Annotated in this window: 18 protein-coding genes; 9 read left to right on the top strand and 9 right to left on the bottom strand. The window is 67.9% G+C overall.

Annotated features, from left to right (window positions below):
- The first annotated feature begins 100 nt into the window (after positions 1–100).
- Together ppsA and CURTO8I2_RS13500 are read left to right on the top strand one after the other, a co-directional pair.
- Complete coding sequence (gene ppsA / locus CURTO8I2_RS13505; protein ID WP_159681782.1) at positions 101–2,482, top strand: phosphoenolpyruvate synthase; 2,382 nt, start codon at positions 101–103, stop codon at positions 2,480–2,482.
- Between the two features lie 136 nt (positions 2,483–2,618).
- Entirely contained in the window at positions 2,619–3,455 is an 837-nt protein-coding gene (locus CURTO8I2_RS13500) for a mechanosensitive ion channel domain-containing protein (RefSeq protein WP_159682121.1), read from the top strand.
- A 45-nt stretch (positions 3,456–3,500) separates the two neighbouring features.
- On the opposite strand, the gene orn is transcribed toward CURTO8I2_RS13500, so the two are convergent.
- Positions 3,501–4,064, bottom strand: a complete 564-nt coding sequence (gene orn, locus CURTO8I2_RS13495) for an oligoribonuclease (RefSeq protein ID WP_159681781.1) — start codon at positions 4,062–4,064, stop codon at positions 3,501–3,503.
- A 98-nt stretch (positions 4,065–4,162) separates the two neighbouring features.
- On the opposite strand from orn, the gene CURTO8I2_RS13490 reads away from it, so the two are divergent.
- Positions 4,163–4,630, top strand: coding sequence for a DUF2721 domain-containing protein (locus CURTO8I2_RS13490; protein WP_236551161.1), 468 nt, complete (start codon positions 4,163–4,165; stop codon positions 4,628–4,630).
- Between the two features lie 183 nt (positions 4,631–4,813).
- Here CURTO8I2_RS13490 and tadA read toward each other — a convergent pair whose 3' ends face one another.
- The 5 genes from tadA to CURTO8I2_RS13465 all read right to left on the bottom strand — a co-directional run bounded on the left by tadA (position 4,814) and on the right by CURTO8I2_RS13465 (position 8,379).
- The gene (tadA, locus tag CURTO8I2_RS13485; RefSeq protein ID WP_159681780.1) at positions 4,814–5,311 is read right to left on the bottom strand and encodes a tRNA adenosine(34) deaminase TadA; all 498 of its coding nucleotides are present in this window, start codon (positions 5,309–5,311) and stop codon (positions 4,814–4,816) included.
- Positions 5,312–5,318: 7 nt separating this feature from the next.
- The gene (locus CURTO8I2_RS13480; protein ID WP_159681779.1) at positions 5,319–5,627 is read right to left on the bottom strand and encodes a hypothetical protein; all 309 of its coding nucleotides are present in this window, start codon (positions 5,625–5,627) and stop codon (positions 5,319–5,321) included.
- Positions 5,606–7,156 carry a cryptochrome/photolyase family protein gene (locus tag CURTO8I2_RS13475; protein WP_159681778.1) on the bottom strand — a complete coding sequence of 517 codons (1,551 nt, stop codon included), beginning with the start codon at positions 7,154–7,156 and terminating at the stop codon, positions 5,606–5,608. The genes CURTO8I2_RS13480 and CURTO8I2_RS13475 overlap by 22 nt, the downstream gene beginning before the upstream one ends.
- Entirely contained in the window at positions 7,149–7,343 is a 195-nt protein-coding gene (locus tag CURTO8I2_RS13470; protein ID WP_159681777.1) for a DUF2256 domain-containing protein, read from the bottom strand. The genes CURTO8I2_RS13475 and CURTO8I2_RS13470 overlap by 8 nt, the downstream gene beginning before the upstream one ends.
- Positions 7,344–7,467: 124 nt before the next feature.
- Complete coding sequence (locus CURTO8I2_RS13465) at positions 7,468–8,379, bottom strand: LysR family transcriptional regulator (RefSeq protein ID WP_159681776.1); 912 nt, start codon at positions 8,377–8,379, stop codon at positions 7,468–7,470.
- A 333-nt stretch (positions 8,380–8,712) separates the two neighbouring features.
- Here CURTO8I2_RS13465 and CURTO8I2_RS13460 point away from each other — a divergent pair, with 333 nt between their 5' ends.
- The 6 genes from CURTO8I2_RS13460 (at position 8,713) to CURTO8I2_RS13435 (ending at position 15,541) form a co-directional block, all read left to right on the top strand.
- Complete coding sequence (locus tag CURTO8I2_RS13460; protein ID WP_159681775.1) at positions 8,713–9,963, top strand: 3-methyl-2-oxobutanoate dehydrogenase (2-methylpropanoyl-transferring) subunit alpha; 1,251 nt, start codon at positions 8,713–8,715, stop codon at positions 9,961–9,963.
- 2 nt (positions 9,964–9,965) lie between these two features.
- On the top strand, positions 9,966–11,003 hold the full coding sequence (locus CURTO8I2_RS13455; protein ID WP_159681774.1) for an alpha-ketoacid dehydrogenase subunit beta: 1,038 nt from the start codon (positions 9,966–9,968) through the stop codon (positions 11,001–11,003).
- A 3-nt stretch (positions 11,004–11,006) separates the two neighbouring features.
- A complete protein-coding gene (locus CURTO8I2_RS13450; protein WP_159681773.1) occupies positions 11,007–12,347 on the top strand; it encodes a dihydrolipoamide acetyltransferase family protein in 1,341 nt (446 codons plus the stop codon).
- Positions 12,348–12,350: 3 nt separating this feature from the next.
- Positions 12,351–13,763 carry a dihydrolipoyl dehydrogenase gene (gene lpdA, locus CURTO8I2_RS13445; RefSeq protein ID WP_159681772.1) on the top strand — a complete coding sequence of 471 codons (1,413 nt, stop codon included), beginning with the start codon at positions 12,351–12,353 and terminating at the stop codon, positions 13,761–13,763.
- 11 nt (positions 13,764–13,774) lie between these two features.
- Positions 13,775–14,872 (top strand): branched-chain amino acid aminotransferase, encoded by a 1,098-nt coding sequence (locus tag CURTO8I2_RS13440; RefSeq protein WP_159681771.1) that lies wholly within the window; start codon positions 13,775–13,777, stop codon positions 14,870–14,872.
- Between the two features lie 252 nt (positions 14,873–15,124).
- Positions 15,125–15,541 carry an H-NS histone family protein gene (locus tag CURTO8I2_RS13435; RefSeq protein ID WP_159681770.1) on the top strand — a complete coding sequence of 139 codons (417 nt, stop codon included), beginning with the start codon at positions 15,125–15,127 and terminating at the stop codon, positions 15,539–15,541.
- A 32-nt stretch (positions 15,542–15,573) separates the two neighbouring features.
- On the opposite strand, the gene CURTO8I2_RS13430 is transcribed toward CURTO8I2_RS13435, so the two are convergent.
- The 3 genes from CURTO8I2_RS13430 to CURTO8I2_RS13420 are packed head-to-tail and all read right to left on the bottom strand — an operon-like array spanning position 15,574 to position 19,282.
- The gene (locus CURTO8I2_RS13430; protein WP_159681769.1) at positions 15,574–16,476 is read right to left on the bottom strand and encodes a hydroxymethylglutaryl-CoA lyase; all 903 of its coding nucleotides are present in this window, start codon (positions 16,474–16,476) and stop codon (positions 15,574–15,576) included.
- Positions 16,473–18,497: an acetyl/propionyl/methylcrotonyl-CoA carboxylase subunit alpha gene (locus CURTO8I2_RS13425; protein ID WP_201295558.1), complete on the bottom strand. Its 2,025-nt coding sequence runs from the start codon at positions 18,495–18,497 to the stop codon at positions 16,473–16,475. The genes CURTO8I2_RS13430 and CURTO8I2_RS13425 overlap by 4 nt, the downstream gene beginning before the upstream one ends.
- Positions 18,494–19,282: an enoyl-CoA hydratase-related protein gene (locus CURTO8I2_RS13420; protein ID WP_159681768.1), complete on the bottom strand. Its 789-nt coding sequence runs from the start codon at positions 19,280–19,282 to the stop codon at positions 18,494–18,496. Before CURTO8I2_RS13420 ends, CURTO8I2_RS13425 begins: the two co-directional genes overlap by 4 nt.
- Positions 19,283–19,287: the final 5 nt, after the last annotated feature.

The raw sequence follows: 19,287 nt of genomic DNA, 5'->3' as shown, positions 1-19,287 counted from the left end.
GTCACGGATGAGCGCCGCGGCGCCCGGGAGGGCTAAAATAGCCGTTCGATGCCGGGCTTGCCCGACCTCCTTCTCGATCAACGCGACACGGAGTCTCACCTTGAGCGCCAACATCCTGTGGCTGCATGACCTGCGCCTGTCCGACCTCGCCCAGGTCGGCGGCAAGAACTCGTCCCTCGGCGAGATGATCGGCAACCTCGCCAAGCTCGGCGTTTCGGTGCCCGGCGGTTTCGCCACCACGGCGGATGCATTCAAGGCGTTCATCGCCCACAACGATCTGCACCAGCGCATCTTCGATCGCCTGGCGCCGCTGGACGTCGAAGACGTCGCTGCGCTGACCGCGGCCGGCAAGGAGATCCGCGGCTGGGTCATCGACGCGCCGCTGCAGCCCGATCTCGATGCGGACATCCGCGCCGCCTACGACAAGCTGGCGTCCGAGAACGGTGGCGGTGACATCGCCGTGGCCGTGCGTTCGTCGGCGACTGCCGAAGACCTGCCCGATGCCTCGTTCGCCGGCCAGCAGGAGACGTTCCTCAACGTCACCGGCGCCGACGACGTGGTGGTCAAGGTCAAGGAAGTCTTCGCCTCGCTCTACAACGACCGCGCGATCGCCTACCGCGTGCACCACGGCTTCAAGCACGAGGACGTGTTCCTGTCGTCGGGCGTGCAGCTGATGGTGCGTTCGGACATCGGCGCCTCCGGCGTGCTGTTCACGCTCGACACCGAATCCGGCTTCCGCGATGTGGTGTTCGTGACGTCCAGCTTCGGTCTCGGCGAGATGGTCGTCCAGGGCGCCGTGAACCCCGACGAGTTCTACGTCTACAAGCCCACGCTGCGCGCCGGCAAGCCGGCAATCCTGCGTCGCGGCATCGGCAGCAAGCAGCTGCGCATGGTCTATTCCGATGTACCGGGCGAGCGCGTGCGCATCGAGGACACGCCGGCCGATCTGCGCGACACCTTCTCGATCTCGGATGAGGACGTGCAGGAACTCTCGCGCCAGGCGCTGATCATCGAAGCGCACTACGAGCGCCCGATGGACATCGAATGGGCGAAGGACGGTGCCAGCGGCAAGCTGTTCATCGTGCAGGCGCGCCCGGAGACGGTGAAGTCGCGCGCCAAGAACACCCAGATCGAGCGCTTCTCGCTCGAGCAGCGTGGCGACGTGGTCTGCGAAGGCCGCGCGATCGGCCAGAAGATCGGCGCCGGCGTGGCGCGCGTGGTGCGTTCGCTCGACGACATGAGCCGCGTGCAGCCCGGCGACGTGCTCGTCGCCGACATGACCGATCCCGACTGGGAGCCGGTGATGAAGCGCGCTGCGGCGATCGTCACCAACCGCGGCGGCCGCACCTGCCACGCAGCGATCATCGCCCGCGAACTCGGCGTGCCCGCCGTCGTCGGCACCGGCAATGCGCTGGACACGATCGAAGACGGCCAGGAAGTCACGATCAGCTGCGCTGAAGGCGACACCGGCTTCATTTACAGCGGCATCCTGCCGTTCGAGCGCATCACCACCGATCTGACCTCGATGCCCGAGGCGCCGCTGAAGATCATGATGAATGTCGCCAACCCCGAGCGCGCGTTCGACTTCGGTCAGCTGCCCAATGCCGGCATCGGCCTGGCGCGCCTGGAGATGATCATCGCCGCGCACATCGGCGTGCATCCCAACGCCCTGCTCGAATACGACAAGCAGGACGCCGAGACCAAGAAGAAGATCGACGCCAAGACCATCGGTTACGGCAGCCCGGTCGACTTCTACGTCAACCGCCTGGCCGAAGGCATCGCCACGCTGACCGCGTCGGTCGCGCCGAACCCGGTGATCGTGCGTCTGTCGGACTTCAAGTCCAACGAATACGCGAACCTGATCGGCGGCACGCGCTACGAGCCCGAAGAAGAGAATCCGATGATCGGCTTCCGCGGCGCCAGCCGCTATGTCGATCCGTCGTTCACCGAGGCGTTCGCGCTCGAGTGCCGCGCGGTGCTCAAGGTCCGCAACGACATGGGCCTGGAGAACCTCTGGGTCATGATTCCGTTCGTGCGCACGCTCGACGAAGGCCGCCGGGTCATCGAAGTGCTGGAGAAGTATGGTCTCAAGCGTGGCGAGAACGGCCTGAAGATCATCATGATGTGCGAGCTGCCGTCGAACGCGCTGATGGCCGACGAGTTCCTCGACATCTTCGACGGCTTCTCGATCGGCTCCAACGACCTCACCCAGCTCACGCTGGGCCTGGACCGCGATTCGTCGATCGTCGCGCACTTGTTCGACGAACGCGACCCGGCCGTCAAGAAGCTGCTGTCGATGGCGATCAAGGCTGCGCGTGCCAAGGGCAAGTACATCGGCATCTGCGGCCAGGGCCCAAGCGACCACCCGGATCTCGCCCAGTGGCTGATGGATGAAGGCATCGAGTCGGTGTCGCTCAATCCCGATACGGTCGTGGACACGTGGTTGAAACTCGCGAAATCGCGGGCCAACGCGAAAGCCTGACGTTTCGTTGACCCCGCATCACGCATCCTGATGTGGCGAAGAGCCCCGCTCCGGCGGGGCTTTTTCGTTTTTTTCATCTGATCGACGGAGGAAACCCGTGTTCCAATTCGACCGCGTGAACTGGGAACAGCTTGCGATGCTGTGGGCGCCCACCCTGCTCAAGGCTGCCGCCGTGCTGCTCATCGGCCTGTGGCTGGCGCGCAGACTGACCAACCTGGTGCCCAAGGCGCTCGGGCGCTTCGGCCTCGACCCGATGCTGGGCGACTTCACGCGCAACGTGGTCTACATCGCGTCCGTGGTGATCATCGTCGTGGTCGCACTGGGCACGCTGGGCGTGCAGACCGCGCCGCTGCTGGCGGTGATCGGCACCGCGGGCCTGGCGATCGGCCTGGCGCTGAAAGACTCGCTGTCCAATATCGCCGCCGGGGTCATGCTGGTCACGCTGCGGCCGTTCCGCGTGGGCGACGTGGTGAACGTGGCGGGCCAGACCGGCACCGTGCGCGAGGTGCGCATCTTCCAGAGCGTGCTCGAAGGTCCCGACAAGCAGCTGTTCACCATCCCCAACAACCTGATCACCGCGGACGTCATCACCAATCTCACCACGCAGGGCGTGCGCCGCGTGGAGCTGGTGATCGGGATCGGCTACGGCGACGACATCGAGCAGGCGCGTCAGGTCGCGCTCGCCCAGGTGCGCGCGGACGCCCGCGTGCTGGACGAGCCGGGCGCCGATGCAGTGGTCTACGAACTGGGCGACAACTCGGTGAACCTGGGCATCCGCTGCTTCGTGCAGTCGTCCGACTGGTTCGGGACCAAGACCTCGCTGCTGGAGCGCATCAAGGTCGCGTTCGACGGCGCTGGGATCAACATCCCCTACCCCCAGCGCGATACGCATCTCTATCTCTACGACGAGAGCGGCAAGCGCACGTCGCTGCCCGCCCCCGCACCCGCCAACGACGCGCCGGACGCCGCCTGACCGGTGCCGAAGCGCCCGCGCCGCATCGCGGCCGGGCGCGACCGGCTACAGGCCCGAGAGCGGCCCCATGCTGCGACGATAGTGACGCAGCTCGTCGATCGAATCGCGCACGTCACTGAGCGCGGTGTGGGCCGAGTGCTTGGTGAAACCCGACAGCACCTGCGGCGCCCAGCGCCGTGCCAGTTCCTTGATCGTGCTGACGTCGAGATTGCGGTAGTGGAAGAACTGCTCCAGCGCCGGCATCTGCCGGTGCAGGAAACGACGGTCCTGGCAGATCGAGTTGCCGCACATCGGCGACTTGCCCGGCGCGGCCCACTGCTGCAGGAACTCGAGGGTGCGCGCCTGCGCTTCGGCAAGCCCGACACCCTGTTCGAGTGAGCGTTGCCACAGCCCCGAACGGCGGTGCTGGCTGCGGTTCCAGTCGTCCATCGACTCCAGCACGTCGAGCGACTGGACGATGGCGAGTTCCGGACCTTCCGCGAGTACGTTGAGCTCGGCGTCGGTGACGATGGTCGCGATCTCCAGGATCCGGTCATGGTCGGTATCCAGACCGGTCATTTCCAGGTCGATCCAGATTAGCCGGCCCTCGATGGCCTTGTCGGCATTCATGCGTGCATTCGCCTTACGCGGAGTGACGGCGCATGATATCGCAGCCGCCCGGATGACCTGCCCGCGTGTTTCCCTCCGAGATCCTGTCGAATCCTTCCGTGACGCACTACGCCATCCTCACCGCGATGCTCGCCCCGGCGTTCTTCCTGACCGCCACCGCCTCCCTGCTGGGATCCGCCAATGCGCGGCTCGCCCGCGTCATCGACCGCACGCGCTCGCTGCTGCGGGATCTGGCGGAAGACGAAGGCAACGATCCCGAAGACCGCCGCGTGCTCGAGGCGCGCATCCTGCTGCAGCGCCGTCGTAGCCGCATCATCCTGCGCGGCAGCCAGCTGCTTTACGTGGCCATCAGCTGCTTCGTCGGTACCAGCCTCACGGTCGCGGGCGATTCGTTCTTCGACCACCGCTTCGGCCAGGCGCCGACCATCCTCGCCGCGCTGGGCGTGCTGTCGATGTTCGCCGCCAGCCTGCTGCTGGCGCGCGAGGCGTCGATGGCGGTGCATGCGGTCAACGAGGAGATGGACGATGCCCACCGCAGGGCGAACCGCCGCAGTCCACTGATCTGATTTTCTGTCTTGCTCCCGTTGGAGCGACGTGCCCGCCGGGATGGAAGCTGCACGATAGGCGGATGAGGGTTTTTTCGCTTTGGCCGGAGATGCGCTGCCCCCACCCGACGCGCTGCGCGCGGATAGAGGCGCTGGGTCCGGCTGGTCTGTAGAGCGCGCCTTGTCGAATTGAACCGCGCGCGATCAGCGCGGCGGCAAGCCTCGCTTGGCGCGGAAGTAGTTCGTCAGCATCGGTCCGGCGACATCGGCCAGAACGCCGCCAAGGACCTCGATGCGATGGTTGTGGCGCGCATCGCCGAGCACATCGAAGACGCTCCCTGCGGCGCCGGTCTTGGGATCGAACGCGCCGAACACCACCCGCGCCACCCGCGCATGAATCATCGCCATCGCGCACATCGCGCAGGGTTCGAGCGTCACGTACAGCGTGCAGCCGATGAGCCGGTGGTTGCCGAGCGCGGCGCCCGCACGGCGCATCGCGACGATCTCGGCGTGCGCACTGGGATCATGCTCGGCGATGTTGCGGTTCCAGCCTTCGCCGAGGACCGCGCCGCCGGCATCGACGACCAGCGCGCCGACCGGAATCTCGTCGTCTTCCTGCATCGCGCGTTCGGCCAGGGCCAGGGCGCGCGTCATCCAGACAGCGTCGGAGTCCGCGGCGTCGGGGCTGTCAGGTGTCGACATCGGCCCCTCAGCGCGCATTGCGGAGATGCGCGGCAGGCGCGAGTACGAAAACATTCGCCAGCGCGCGCGCCGCTCCGGCGTCGCACGCCGGGCTGCCGTGCAGCGAGGTGGCGTCGATCGTGCGGTGCCCGCATGCCAAGGCCCGCGTGGCGTGCGACCGGCGCGTGTTGCGGGCGGCGCGCAGGCTGCCGGAAACGCCGAGACTCCTGACCATGTCGCACCTTGCCGTCGCGCTGACGGCGACGTGCCGCAGTCCGGCGGCGACTTTACCGCAGCGCGATGCGGCGGCGCGGCTCAACGCGAATCGCGACGCCATTGCGCGGCTTCCGCGCGGATCAGCGCGCGCTCCGCCGCGTCCAGGCGTTCCAGGCTGCGCACCTGCTGCGCGGTGCGCGGATTGGCGGCCAGCAGTGCTTCGTGGCGCAGCATGAAATCCCAGTACAGGCGCGTGTACGGGCATGCCTGCGGACCGGTGCGCAGGCCCGGGTCGAACGGACAGCGGCGGCAATAACTGCCGGCGCTCATGCGCTCGATGTAGCGGCCGCTGGCGATGTAGGGCTTGCTCGACATCAGACCGCCATCGGCGAACTGGCTCATGCCGAGCACGTTCGGCATCTCCACCCATTCCACCGCATCGACATACACCGCGAGAAACCAGCGGTGCACCTGCGCGGGTTCGACGCCCAGCAACTGTGCATACAGACCGATGACCATCAGGCGCTGGATGTGGTGGGCGTAGCCGAGGTCAAGCGTCTGCCGCAGGGCGTCGGCCAGGCACGGCATCGGCGCGTCGCCCGCCCAGTAGAAGCCGGGCAGATCGCCGCTCGCCTGCAACGCATTCGACTCCGCGTAGCGCGGCATCTGCGTCCAGTACACACCGCGCACGTATTCGCGCCAGCCGAGGATCTGGCGGATGTAGCCCTCGGCCGCCGCGAGCGGCGCCCTGCCCGCCCGCCATGCGGCCTCCACCGCGTCCACGACTTCCCGTGGATGCAGCAGCTTGAGATTCAACGCCGATGCGATCTGCGAATGCCACAGCCACGGCGCGTCCGGCCACAGCGCGTCCTGCCAGCGGCCAAAGGCCGGCAGGCGCTCGTCGATGAAGCGCTCGAGCGCGTGCAGCGCCTGCACACGGGTCACCGGCCAGGCGAACGCATCGAGACTGCCGGGGTGATCGCGGAGACGCGCGCGCACCAGATCGAGCACGTCGCGCGTGATCGCATCGGGTTCCACCTGTGGAGGTGCGGGTACGGCGCCCGGCCCCTGTGCGTCGAACGGCGCGCGGTTGTCGGTATCGAAGTTCCAGCGGTTGCCCGCGGGCGCGTCGCCGTCCATCAGCACGCGATGCGTGCGGCGCATGTGCCGGTAGAAGGTCTCGAGCCGGAGTTCAGGCTGGCCACGCGCCCACGCGGCGAATGCGCGGACGTCGCAATAGAAGTGCCGGTCCGGTTCGATGACCAGTTCGACATCTGTGGCCGATGTCGCGTCGCGGATCGCCTGCAGCACGCGCCAGTCGCCCGGCGCGGTCATACGCACCGTCTGCGGCCGCAGGCGGGCGATCGCCGCGGCCAATTCCGCGCCGAGGGCGCCGCGGTTCTGCGGATCGTCGAGCGTGCGGTAGTCGACCGTCCAGCCGTCGGCACGCCGGTCCTGCGCGAAGTGCCGCATCGCGCTCAGGAACAGCGCGGTCCGCATCTTCGTCGACCACACATGGGTGGATTCTTCGGCGACCTCCGCCATCCAGACGACATCGCACGCCGGATCGCAGCCATCGAATGCGGCCGCGGACGGGTCGAGCTGGTCGCCGAGCACGACGATGAGATGGCGCAAACGGGACTCAACCATCGCGGGATGTCTCCGGCGTGGTTGCAGCGCGCTTGTTGCGCCTGCAGCGTTCCGAGCAGTAACGCACCTCGTCCCAGGTCTTCGCCCATGCACGGCGCCAGGTCATCGTGCGCCCGCAGACCGCGCAGGGCTTGCTGGGCAGATAGGCCTTGTTGCCGGCGAACTCGTTGTTGCGCTTGCGTGGCATCGCTACCCTGCCCTGTCCGTGCAACGACGCGATGATCCGGAGCCGCGTCGCAGCGCCTGCGATTGTCCGGGCGCCGAGCGCTCGAACGCCGCGCCGCCGCTGCGGGCAGCGGGACCATGCGGGCTCAGGCGCCGCATGCGAACACCAGGAACTGGTGCAGCGCCTCCGCTGGCGTGGACAGGGCGTCGTCGGTTCGCCAGACCAGACCGACTTCCATCGGCGGGATCGCGTCGTCCAGCGTCCGCACGTCGATCCGCCGGCCTTCCAGCGACCACGGTCGATACACCATGTCCGACAGGATGCTCACCCCGAAGCCATAGGCGACCAGGCCGCGCAGCGCTTCCAGCGAGGACGTGCGGAAGGCCACGTTGGGTTCGCGCTGCACCGACTGCCAGTACCGAAGCGCGGAGGCCTCGCCCTCGTCGACCTTCAGCATGATGTAGGGATGCGCGGCGACATCGGCCAGGCTGATGACCGGCAATGCGGCAAGCGGGTGCGACTCGGCCAGCCACAGCTGGCGGCGCGAGCGGATCAGCAGCTGCCGCTTCAGCGTGTAGGGCTCGACCATGTTGGAGATGATGCAGAGCCCGAAGTCGAGCGCGCCCTCGGCGACGCCGCGCTCGATCTCCTCCCGGTCCATGTCGATCAGGTCGATCTCCACCAGCGGGTACGAGCGCTTGAACCGCGCCAGCAGGCTGGGCAGGAAGTAGCCGAGCACCGTGTAGGACGCCCCGACCCGCACCGTGCCGGCCAGGGTGTTGGCCAGGAACATCGGCTCGCTGAGCGCGTCCTGCAGGGTGTCGAGGATGTGGCGCACGTGCTGGTGGAAGCGATGGCCTTCCGCGGTCAGCGCCACGCCATGCGGCATCCGGTCGAACAGGCGCAGGCCCAGCAGGGTCTCGAGCTGCGCGACGGCGGTCGTGATCACCGACTGCGAGACATGCAGCTTGCGCGCAGCCTGCGAGAACTGCCCCAGCTCCGCGGCCTCGGCGAAGTAGCGCAATTGCCGCAGGGACATGTTGGCGGGAATCTGCATGTCGGCCTCCATCCGGCCCGGGTATCGGAATTCACGATACCTCATAGTCAATTAAACAAATTTACGATGCAGGTCGCCCCCCGTAGACTGCACCGCTGGCGGACTGCGTCACCGTCCATGCCGCCTCGAAAGCCGCGGGCCGACGCCCGCACGACCGGGAGAAGCGTTCTTTGTACCGTGCCCCGCTCCGTCCATGCCTGCGCGCGCTGCCTGCGCGTGCCCGCCCGTCGCACGCGGCGCTGGCCCCTGCCCGTTCCGCTTTCGCCATCGCCTGCGCCCCCCGCCGCCGGCATGCCTGCAGCTCCATGACCCATGCCCAGCGAGGCCCCTGACATGTCCACATCCCCGAATCCGGCCGCGACCGAGCCCTTGCGGTTGCACGTGCCCGAGCCGAGCGCCCGCCCCGGCGAGGCGACCGACTTTTCCTATCTGCAGCTCAGCCCCGCCGGCGCCGTCGAAAAGCCCGCGCTGGACGTGCCCGCCAGCCAGACCGTGCCGCTGACCAGCCAGCTGATCCGCGTGCTCGACGACAACGGCGACGCCGTCGGTCCGTGGGCCGCCGACATCGATGACGCCGTGCTGCTGCAGGCGATGCACGCGATGCTCAAGACCCGCGCATTCGACGCGCGCATGCTGATCGCGCAGCGGCAGAAGAAGACCTCGTTCTACATCCAGTGCACGGGCGAAGAAGCCATCGCGGTCGGCCAGACGCTGGCGCTGCGCGATGGCGACATGCAGTTTCCGACCTACCGCCAGCAGGGCATCCTGATCACGCGCGAGGTCCCGCTGGTCAGCATGATGTGCCAGATCCTGTCGAACGCCGCCGACCCGCTGAAGGGCCGCCAGCTGCCGATCATGTATTCGTACAAGGACGCGGGCTTCTTCTCGATCTCCGGCAACCTGACCACCCAGTACATCCAGGCCGTGGGCTGGGCGATGGCCTCGGCGATCAAGGGCGACACCAAGATCGCGACCGCATGGGTCGGCGACGGCGCGACGGCCGAAGGCGACTTCCACGCAGCCCTCGTGTTCGGCCACGTCTACCGCGCGCCGGTGATCCTCAACGTCGTCAACAACCAGTGGGCGATCTCGACGTTCCAGGCGATCGCCGGTGGCGAGAACACCACCTTCGCCGCGCGCGGCGCCGCTTACGGCATTCCGTCGCTGCGCGTGGACGGCAACGATCTGCTGGCCGTCTACGCCGCGTCGCGCTGGGCCGCCGAGCGCGCGCGCAGCAATCTCGGTGCGACGATGATCGAGTGGGTGACCTACCGCGCCGGTCCGCACTCGACCTCGGACGATCCGTCCAAGTACCGCCCGGCCGACGACGCCCAGCACTTCCCGCTCGGCGATCCGATCGATCGCCTGAAGCAGCACCTCGTCAAGCGCGGGCTGTGGAGCGACGAACAGCACGAACAGGTACGCGCCGAACTCGACGCGGAAGTCTCACGTGCGTTGAAGGAAGCGGAAACCCACGGCCTGCTCGGCAGCGACAACCGTCCCGGTGCGGCCGACATGTTCGAGGAGGTCTACAAGGACATGCCCGAGCACCTTCGTCGCCAGCGCCAGCAGTTGGGAGTTTGACCATGAGCGAAACCCAGAACAACGGCGGCTCGCCGATGACGATGATCCAGGCGCTTCGTTCGGCGATGGACGTGATGCTTGAGCGCGACGACAACGTCGTCGTGTTCGGCGAGGACGTCGGCTACTTCGGCGGCGTGTTCCGCTGCACCGACGGCCTGCAGGCCAAGTACGGCAAGCAGCGCGTGTTCGATGCGCCGATTTCCGAAAGCGGCATCGCCGGCGCCGCGATCGGCATGGCCGCCTACGGCCTGCGCCCGGTCGCCGAGATCCAGTTCGCCGACTACATCTATCCAGCCTACGACCAGATCGTCTCGGAGGCCGCGCGCCTGCGCTACCGCTCGGGCGGCATGTTCACCTCGTCGCTGGTGTTCCGCACGCCCTGCGGCGGCGGCATCTACGGCGGCCAGACGCATAGCCAGAGCCCCGAGGCGATCTTCGCCCACGTGGCTGGCCTGCGCACGGTCATGCCGTCCAATCCGTATGACGCCAAGGGCCTGCTGATCGCCTCGATCGAGAACGACGATCCGGTGATCTTCCTTGAGCCCAAGCGCCTCTACAACGGCCCGTTCGACGGCCACCACGACCGCCCGGTCGTCGCCTGGTCCAAGCACGCCGACAACCTGGTGCCCGAGGGCTACTACAGCGTGCCGCTGGACAAGGCCGCCATCGTCCGCGAAGGCAAGGCGGTCACGATCCTGACCTACGGCACCACCGTGTGGGTGGCGCAGGCCGCGGCCGAGGACGCCGGCATCGACGCCGAGGTCATCGACCTGCGCAGCCTGTGGCCGCTGGATCTCGACGCGATCACCGAGTCGGTGAAGAAGACCGGCCGCTGCATCGTGCTGCACGAGGCCACGCGCACCTGCGGCTTCGGCGCCGAGCTGGTCGCGCTGGTGCAGGAGCACTGCTTCTATCACCTGCAGGCACCGGTCGAACGCGTCACCGGCTGGGACACCCCCTATCCGCATGCGCAGGAATGGGACTACTTCCCGGGCCCGGCCCGGGTCATCGAAGCGTTGCAGCGCGTGCTGGAGGACTGAGCCATGGGACATCACGTCATCAAGATGCCGGACATCGGCGAAGGCATCGCCGAAGTCGAAGTGATCGCCTGGAAGGTCGAAGTCGGTGGCCAGGTCGCCGAAGACCAGGTCGTGGCCGAGGTCATGACCGACAAGGCCATGGTCGAGATCCCCTCGCCCGTCGCGGGCACCGTCGTGTCGCTGGGCGGCAAGCCCGGCGAGATGATGGCCGTCGGCAGCGAGCTGATCCGCCTGGAGGTCGAAGGCGCCGGCAATCTGAAGGCCGGTGCGGCCGAGCCGGCACCGGCGGCCGCCAAGCCTGCCGAAGCGAAGACTGAGACACCGAAGGTCGAGGCGCCGAAGCCAGCACCGGCGCCCGAGCCGAAGCCGGCCGCTGCACCTGCGAAAAGCGCGGCACCTGCACCGGCGGCAAAGTCCGATACGCGCGGCGCGGTCACCAACAGCGTGCTCGCGGCCGGCGAACAGCCGCTGGCCTCGCCTGCCGTGCGTCGCCGCGCCTGGGATCTGGGCATCGAGCTGCGCTACGTGCCGGCGACCGGTCCGGGCGGCCGCATCCTGCACGCCGATCTCGACGCCTACGCCGAGGCCGGCGGCAAGGCGCAGCCGGTCGGTGGTGGCGCGGGCGGCAGCGGCTATGCGCGTCGCACCGGCGAAGAACAGGTGCCGATCATGGGCCTGCGCCGCAAGATCGCGCAGAAGATGCAGCAGTCGTGGTCGAACATTCCGCACATCACCTATGTGGAAGAGATCGACGTCACCGAAGTCGAGGCGCTACGCGCCAAGCTCAACGACCGCTGGGGCAAGACGCGCGGCAAGCTGACCCTGCTGCCGTTGCTGGCACGCGCGGTGGTGCTCGCGGCCCGCGACTTCCCGCAGATGAACGCCCGCTTCGATGACGAAGCGAACATCGTCACCCGCTACGAGGGCGTGCAGCTCGGCATCGCGACGCAGAGCGCAGTGGGTCTGTCGGTACCGGTGATCGCGCATGCCGAATCGCTGGACCTGTGGCAGACCGCGGCCGAGATCGGCCGTCTCGCCGCCGCCGTGCGCGAAGGCAAGGCGACGCGCGACGAGCTGTCCGGTTCGACGATCACCATCAGCAGCCTCGGCCCGGTCGGCGGCGTGGTGTCGACGCCGATCATCAACCACCCGGAAGTGGCGATCGTCGGCGTCAACCGCATCATCGAACGCCCGATGTTCCGCGAAGGCCAGGTCGTCGCGCGCAAGCTGATGAACCTCTCGTCTTCGTTCGACCATCGCATCGTCGACGGCATGGACGCGGCCGAATTCGTGCAGGCGATCCGTCAGCGCCTGGAAACCCCTGCACTGCTGTTCGTGGAGTAATTGATGAGCCAGACCCAGACCATCGAAACCCAGCTGCTGGTCATCGGCGGCGGCCCCGGCGGTTACATCGCCGGCATCCGCGCCGGCCAGCTCGGCGTCAAGACCATCGTCGTCGAAGGCGTCAATGCGGGCGGCACCTGCCTCAACATCGGTTGCATTCCGTCCAAGGCGCTGATCCATGCTGCCGAGGAGTTCGCCAAGGTCGCGAGCTACGCGGCCGGTACGTCCCCGCTCGGCATCAGCGTGCAGGCACCGGCGCTCGATCTGGCCAAGACCGTCGAGTGGAAAGCCGGCATCGTCAGGAAGCTCACCGGCGGCGTCAGCGCGCTGCTGAAGAAGAATGGCGCGCAGCTGATCAAGGGCTGGGCCACGATCGTCGACGGCAAGACCGTCGAAGTCGCGGGCGCCGGTGAAGATGGCGGCGCGCTGCGCATCAAGTGCGAGCACCTGCTGCTGGCGACGGGTTCGGACGTCGTCGAGCTGCCGTTCCTGCCGTTCGGCGGCAAGGTCATCTCCTCGACCGAAGCGCTGTCGCCGACCTCGCTGCCGAAGCATCTGATCGTCGTCGGTGGCGGCTACATCGGCCTCGAACTCGGCACTGCCTACCGCAAGCTCGGCTGCGAGGTCACCGTGGTCGAAGCGCAGGACCGCATCCTGCCGGCCTACGACGCCGAACTCACCAAGCCGGTCGCGACTCACCTGCAGAAGGCGGGCGTCAAGGTGCTGGTCAAGCACAGCGTGCTGGGCCTTTCGGACAACGGCGCGCTGCGCGTGCGTGATCCCGACGGTGCCGAGCTGACGCTCGACGCCGACCAGATCCTGGTCGCGGTCGGTCGTCGCCCGAAGACCGATGGCTTCAACCTCGAATCGCTGGGTCTCGATCTCGCCGGCAAGGCGATCAGGATCGACGACCAGTGCAAGACCTCGATGCGCAACGTCTGGGCGATCGGCGATGTCGCCGGTGAGCCGATGCTCGCGCACCGCGCGATGGCGCAGGGCGAACTCGTCGCCGAAGTGGTCAGCGGCAAGAAGCGCCACTTCATGCCGGCGGCGATTCCGGCGGTGTGCTTCACCGATCCGGAAGTCGTCGTCGTCGGCCTGTCGCCGGACGACGCCAAGGCGCAGGGTATCGAGATCAAGACCTCGATGTTCCCGTTCGCCGCCAACGGTCGCGCGATGTCGCTGGAATCGACGGACGGCTTCGTGCGCGTGGTCGCGCGCGCGAACGATCACCGCATCCTCGGCTGGCAGGCGGTCGGCGTGCAGGTGTCGGAACTGTCGATCGCGTTCGTGCAGTCCATCGAGATGGGCGCGACGCTCGAAGACATCGCCGGTACCATCCACCCTCACCCGACGCTGGGCGAAGCCGTGCAGGAAGCCGCACTCCGCGCACTCGGCCACGCCCTGCACATCTGAGTGTCCCGCGCATGACTGATGCAACGTTCCCGACCTTCCGCCACGTCCCCTCGCAGCAGGCGCGCGCGCAGGCCGACCGCGAGAAGATCCTTGCCGATCCCGGTTTCGGCACGCACTTCACCGACCACATGGTGGCCATCGACTGGACGGTCGACGACGGCTGGCACGACGCGCACGTGCGGCCCTTCGGCCCGCTGACGTTCTCGCCCGCCGCCGCGGTACTGCACTACGGCCAGGAAATCTTCGAAGGCATGAAGGCGTTCCGGCATGCCGACGGTTCGGTGTGGACCTTCCGTCCGGCGTCCAACGGCCGTCGCCTGCAGCACTCGGCGCGTCGCATGGCGCTGCCGGAACTGCCGGTGGATCTGTTCGTGGAATCGATCAGGCAGCTGGTCAGGACGGACGAAGCCTGGGTGCCGGGCGGCGGCGAGTCGAGTCTGTACATCCGGCCCTTCATGATCGCCAACGAGGAGTTCCTCGGCGTGCGCCCGGCGCGTCGCGTGGCCTACTACGTGATCGCCAGTCCCGCCGGCGCCTACTTCAAGGGCGGCATCAAGCCGGTCTCGATCTGGCTCTCGCGCGACTACGCGCGCGCAGGCCGCGGTGGCACCGGCTCGGCCAAGTGCGGGGGCAACTACGCGTCGTCGCTGCTGCCGCAGCGCGAGGCCGTCGAGAACGGCTGCGCGCAGGTGCTGTTCCTCGACGCGGAAACCAACACGTACGTCGAAGAACTCGGCGGCATGAACGTGTTCCTCGTCCAGAAGGACGGCAGCGTCATCACCCCGTCGCTGACCGGCAGCATCCTCGAGGGCATCACCCGCGACAGCGTGATCCAGCTGCTGCGCGATCGCGGCCACACCGTGACCGAGCGCCGCGTCGAGATCGCCGAGTGGATCGAAGGCGTGCGCTCGGGCGAGATCGTCGAGGTCTTCGCTTGCGGCACGGCGGCCAGCATCTCGCCGATCGGCGTGCTCAAGGGCCACGATTTCAGCGTCGGCGATGCGGACGCGCAGCCGGGGGAGATCACGATGGCGATCCGCAAGGATCTGCTCGACATCCAGTACGGCCGCGCGCCGGACCGGCATGGCTGGCTGACGCGACTGGTCTGATCCATCGCGTCACTCGATAAGAAAACGGCCCGCCTTGCGGGCCGTTTTTCTGTGTGGTGCGTGCGCCACCCGGGCGTGTTCCCGAGAGGCCCGCGCTGACCGGCGTGAGCGCGGCGCGGGACGTCGGAGCGTGGTCGGAGCCCGGTTCGCGCAGGCGATCCAACCGGGCACAGGATCGAGGATGTCGTGCATGGCCGCTTCCGCGCGAATCATGTGTTGACAGCGCGACGGGGCGGCCCGAGGCTCGCCGGCATGAAGATCGATGTCGATGCACTTACCCTTCGCGAGCTCGATGCATTGCTGGCCGCTGCCGAGCGACGCAAGACGGTGCTGGCCAGCCGGCGACCCGTCGCGGTCGTGCGCAGCGCACTGATCGCATATGCCGAGTCGCAGGGGTATGCGATCGACGAACTCGTCGACGTCGCGTCACCTGCGCCCGCCGCCCGCAGGCCCGCGAAGAAGCAGAAGCGCGCGAAAGCGGCGGTGAAGTATCGCGATCCGCAGAACAAGCGGCACACCTGGTCCGGTCGGGGCCGGATGCCGCGCTGGCTCGCAGAAAAGACGAAGCGTGGCCAGAGCGCCGCGGACTTCCTCATCCCGGGCCTCGCCCGACCGACTGCGAAGAAAAGCAGTCCGATCGGGCAGCGGACCGTCTACAAGCAGGGCTGACTCCCGGCAACGGCCGCAGCAGGCCGGTCGGATCAGGCCGCCGCGTTCGCCAGTGCCACCGTCGCCAGCTTGCTGGCCGGCTTGCGGCCCAGTTCGCCGCTGATCCACACCGCGGTGTCGGTCACGGCCGGCAGATCGATACCGGTCCGCAGGCCGAGGCCTTCGAGCATGTACAGCAGATCCTCGGTGGCGAGGTTGCCGCTGGCGCCCTTCGCGTACGGGCAGCCACCGAGTCCGCCGACCGCGCTGTCGACGACGCGCACGCCGGCGTCCAGGCACGCCAGCACGTTGGCCAGCGCCTGGCCGTAGGTGTCGTGGAAGTGCACGGCGAGCTGCGCCATCGGCACGGCCTGCGCGCAGGCCAGCAGCATCTCGCGTGCCTTCGCCGGCGTGCCGACGCCGATGGTGTCGCCGAGCGAGATCTCCTCGCAGCCCATCGCGTGCAGGGCGCCGGCGACGCGTACGACGTCGGCGAGCGGCACATGGCCCTGGTAGGGACAGCCGAGCACCGTCGACACGTAGCCGCGCACCGACACACCCGCAGCGCGTGCCTGTTCGACGACCGGCGTCAGCCGCTCGAGCGAACCGTCGACATCGATGTTGGTGTTCTTGAGATTGAACGCGTCCGAGGCCGCGGTGAACACCGCGATGTGGCGCACGCCGGCGGCCAGTGCCCGCTCCAGACCTTTCGCGTTCGGCACCAGCACGGGATAGGCGACGTTGTCACGGCGCTGGATGCCGGCGAGTACGTCTTCGGCGTCGGCCAGCTGCGGCACCCATTTCGGGCTGACGAAGCTGGTGGCCTCGACCACCTGGAACCCGCAGACCGACAACCGGTCGATCAACGCGATCTTGGTCCCGGCCGGTACCAGTGCCTTCTCGTTCTGCAGGCCGTCGCGCGGACCGACTTCGACGACACGGACGAAGTCGCTCATGCCGCGGACTCCGCATCGCCCTCGACGAAATCGACCAGCACCGCGCCGTCGGCCACCAGATCGCCCTGTTTCGCGAGGAACGCCTTGACCACGCCGTCGTGCGGCGCCTGCAGCGTGTGTTCCATCTTCATCGCTTCCATCACCAGCAGCGGGGTGCCTTTGGTAATCGGCGTGCCGACCGGCGCCAGCAGTTCGACGATGCGGCCCGGCATCGGCGCGATCACGGCGCCGGCGTGCGCTTCCGCGCCCGCGTGTTGATGCAGGGGATCGACGTGTTCGAACACGAAGCGGTCTTCGCCGCGATACAGCACCACCTGACTGCCCTGCACCAGCACGTCCACGTTGCGACGCACGCCGTCGAGGGCGGCGGTCAGCGTCGGCGAGGACCATGCGACGGTCGCGGTCTGCATCGGTGACCCATCGAAGCCGATCTCGACGCGATCGGCATGCGGTTGCAGGGCGAGCTTGCGGGTCTCGCCGCCAGCGGACAGTTCGATGTAATGCGGCGCGCTGGCGCCGATCCGCCAGCCGTCGCGCAGCGCCCACGGCGACGTGTTTTCGCCAGCCGACAACGCATGCGTCCGCGCCCACAGGCCGAGTGCCGCGAGCATCCACGCCGCGTCGTCGGCCACGGGCAACGGCGCCAGCAGCGTGTCGATCTCACGCGCGACGAGGCCGGTATCCAGACGCGCGGCGGAGAAATCCGCCTGGCGCGCGAGGCGCCCGAGGAATACCGCATTGGTCGTCACGCCGACGACGCGAACCGCATCGATGGTCTGCCGCAGACGCTGCAGGGCACGTGGACGGTCCTCGTCCCAGACGATCAGCTTGGCGATCATCGGGTCGTACCACGGGCTGATCGCGTCGCCCTGCTCCACGCCGGTGTCGATGCGCACATGCGCGCTCGCTTCGGGGAACTGCATGACCTGCAGCGTGCCGGTCGACGGCAGGAAGCCCTTCAACGCGTCCTCTGCATACAGACGCGCTTCGATCGCATGGCCGCGGTGGTGGATCTGATCCTGACGCAGCGGCAGCGCCTGACCGGCGGCTGCGCGCAGCTGCCATTCGACGAGATCGATGCCGGTGACCAGTTCGGTGACCGGATGTTCCACCTGCAGCCGGGTGTTCATTTCCATGAAATGGAAGTCACCGCCCTCGCCCACGATGAACTCGATCGTGCCGGCGCCGATGTAATCAACCGCGCGCGCGGCCGCGACCGCAGCCTGTGCCATCGCCTCGCGCTGCGCATCGCTCAGCTCCGGCGCGGGCGCTTCCTCCAGCACCTTCTGATGCCGGCGCTGCACCGAGCAGTCGCGCTCGAACAGATGCACCACGTTGCCGTGGCTGTCGCCGAAGACCTGCATCTCCACGTGGCGCGGCCGCACGATGTAGCGCTCGATCAGCACGCGCGCGTCGCCGAACGAACTCTCGGCCTCGCGCTGGCACGACAGCAACGCAGCGGCGAAGTCCTCGCTCTTCTCGACCAGTCGCATGCCCTTGCCGCCGCCGCCGGCGCTGGCCTTGATCAGCACCGGATAACGGATTTCATCGGCACGCTGCTGCAGGAACGCGGGATCCTGGTTGTCGCCGTGATAGCCCGGCGTCACCGGCACACCGGCGGCCTGCATCAGTGCCTTGGCTTCGCGCTTGTCGCCCATCGCCTGGATCGAAGACGGCTTCGGTCCGATGAAGACCACACCGGCATCAGCACAGGCCTGCGCGAACGCGGCGTTCTCGGACAGGAAGCCATAGCCGGGATGGATCGCCTGTGCACCGGTGCGGCGTGCAGCGTCGAGCAGCTTGTCGGCGCGCAGATAGCTTTCGCGCGCAGCCGACGGGCCGATGTGCACGGCTTCATCCGCCAGCCGCACATGGCGCGCATTGCGGTCGGCGTCGGAATACACCGCTACGGTGCGGATGCCGAGCCGGCGACAGGTGGCGATGATGCGGCACGCGATCTCGCCGCGATTGGCGATCAGTACGGTGTCGAACAGCGCGCCTTCGGAAATTCCAGTGGTCATCGGGCGTCCTTTGCGCGGCGCGCGGACAGGAACGCATCCAGGCGCGTGCGGGCTTCGTCGGTGGCGCGGATGTCGGCGATGCGCGCGGCGGTGTCGGCGATCAGCGCATCGCCGATGGTCTGGCCATCGAGATCGCGGATCAGCCGCTTGGATTCGGCCTGCGCATTCGGACCGCCCTGCGCCAGCGCCTGCACCAGCGTGTCGATCGCGGCGTCGAGGGCGTCGTCTGCGACGATCTCGTGCACCAGTCCGATCTCGTAAGCCTTCGCCGGCTGGATGAGTTCAGCGGTCAGGAAATAACGCGCGGCCTGGCGCGGGCCGATCGCGCGCAGCACGTAGGGACCGATGGTCGCGGGAATCAGGCCGAACTTGACCTCGGACGTGGCGAATACCGCCTTGTCGCTGGCGACCGCCATGTCGCAGGCGGCGACCAGCCCCAGACCGCCGCCGATCGCCGCGCCATGCACGCGCGCGATGGTCGGCTTCGGCAGCTCCGCCAGGCGGCGCAGCATGCACGCCAAGGCTTCGGCCTCGTCGCGATTGCGCGCGACGTCGTAATCGGCCGCGCGGCGCATCCAGTCGAGATCGGCGCCGGCGGAGAAACTGCGGCCGCGTCCGGCCAGCACGACGACGCGCACGCTGTCGTCGGCGCCCAGCGTCTGCAGGCCGCGATCGATTGCATCGATCAGGTGTTCGTCGAACGCGTTGTGACGCTCGGGGCGATCCATCCACAAGGTCGCCACGGCGCCGTTGCGTTCGATCCCGATGTTCGGTGTGTCGGTCATTGCGG

It is taken from the genome of Luteimonas sp. 9C (assembly GCF_902506295.1).
GTDB lineage: Bacteria > Pseudomonadota > Gammaproteobacteria > Xanthomonadales > Xanthomonadaceae > Luteimonas.
Note: the sequence above shows the minus strand (reverse complement) of the source record. Positions and strands in the feature narration are given on the sequence as shown.

What these genes read in the sequence shown, in the direction of transcription:
- CURTO8I2_RS13500 (WP_159682121.1), top strand. Translation starts at nt 2,619, where the DNA reads ATGCTGTGGGCGCCCACCCTGCTCAAGGCTGCCGCCGTGCTGCTCATC.
- orn (WP_159681781.1), bottom strand. Translation starts at nt 4,064, where the DNA reads ATGAATGCCGACAAGGCCATCGAGGGCCGGCTAATCTGGATCGACCTG.
- tadA (WP_159681780.1), bottom strand. Translation starts at nt 5,311, where the DNA reads ATGTCGACACCTGACAGCCCCGACGCCGCGGACTCCGACGCTGTCTGG.
- CURTO8I2_RS13480 (WP_159681779.1), bottom strand. Translation starts at nt 5,627, where the DNA reads ATGGCGTCGCGATTCGCGTTGAGCCGCGCCGCCGCATCGCGCTGCGGT.
- CURTO8I2_RS13475 (WP_159681778.1), bottom strand. Translation starts at nt 7,156, where the DNA reads ATGGTTGAGTCCCGTTTGCGCCATCTCATCGTCGTGCTCGGCGACCAG.
- CURTO8I2_RS13470 (WP_159681777.1), bottom strand. Translation starts at nt 7,343, where the DNA reads ATGCCACGCAAGCGCAACAACGAGTTCGCCGGCAACAAGGCCTATCTG.
- CURTO8I2_RS13465 (WP_159681776.1), bottom strand. Translation starts at nt 8,379, where the DNA reads ATGCAGATTCCCGCCAACATGTCCCTGCGGCAATTGCGCTACTTCGCC.
- CURTO8I2_RS13460 (WP_159681775.1), top strand. Translation starts at nt 8,713, where the DNA reads ATGTCCACATCCCCGAATCCGGCCGCGACCGAGCCCTTGCGGTTGCAC.
- CURTO8I2_RS13455 (WP_159681774.1), top strand. Translation starts at nt 9,966, where the DNA reads ATGAGCGAAACCCAGAACAACGGCGGCTCGCCGATGACGATGATCCAG.
- CURTO8I2_RS13450 (WP_159681773.1), top strand. Translation starts at nt 11,007, where the DNA reads ATGGGACATCACGTCATCAAGATGCCGGACATCGGCGAAGGCATCGCC.
- lpdA (WP_159681772.1), top strand. Translation starts at nt 12,351, where the DNA reads ATGAGCCAGACCCAGACCATCGAAACCCAGCTGCTGGTCATCGGCGGC.
- CURTO8I2_RS13440 (WP_159681771.1), top strand. Translation starts at nt 13,775, where the DNA reads ATGACTGATGCAACGTTCCCGACCTTCCGCCACGTCCCCTCGCAGCAG.
- CURTO8I2_RS13435 (WP_159681770.1), top strand. Translation starts at nt 15,125, where the DNA reads ATGAAGATCGATGTCGATGCACTTACCCTTCGCGAGCTCGATGCATTG.
- CURTO8I2_RS13430 (WP_159681769.1), bottom strand. Translation starts at nt 16,476, where the DNA reads ATGAGCGACTTCGTCCGTGTCGTCGAAGTCGGTCCGCGCGACGGCCTG.
- CURTO8I2_RS13425 (WP_201295558.1), bottom strand. Translation starts at nt 18,497, where the DNA reads ATGACCACTGGAATTTCCGAAGGCGCGCTGTTCGACACCGTACTGATC.
- CURTO8I2_RS13420 (WP_159681768.1), bottom strand. Translation starts at nt 19,282, where the DNA reads ATGACCGACACACCGAACATCGGGATCGAACGCAACGGCGCCGTGGCG.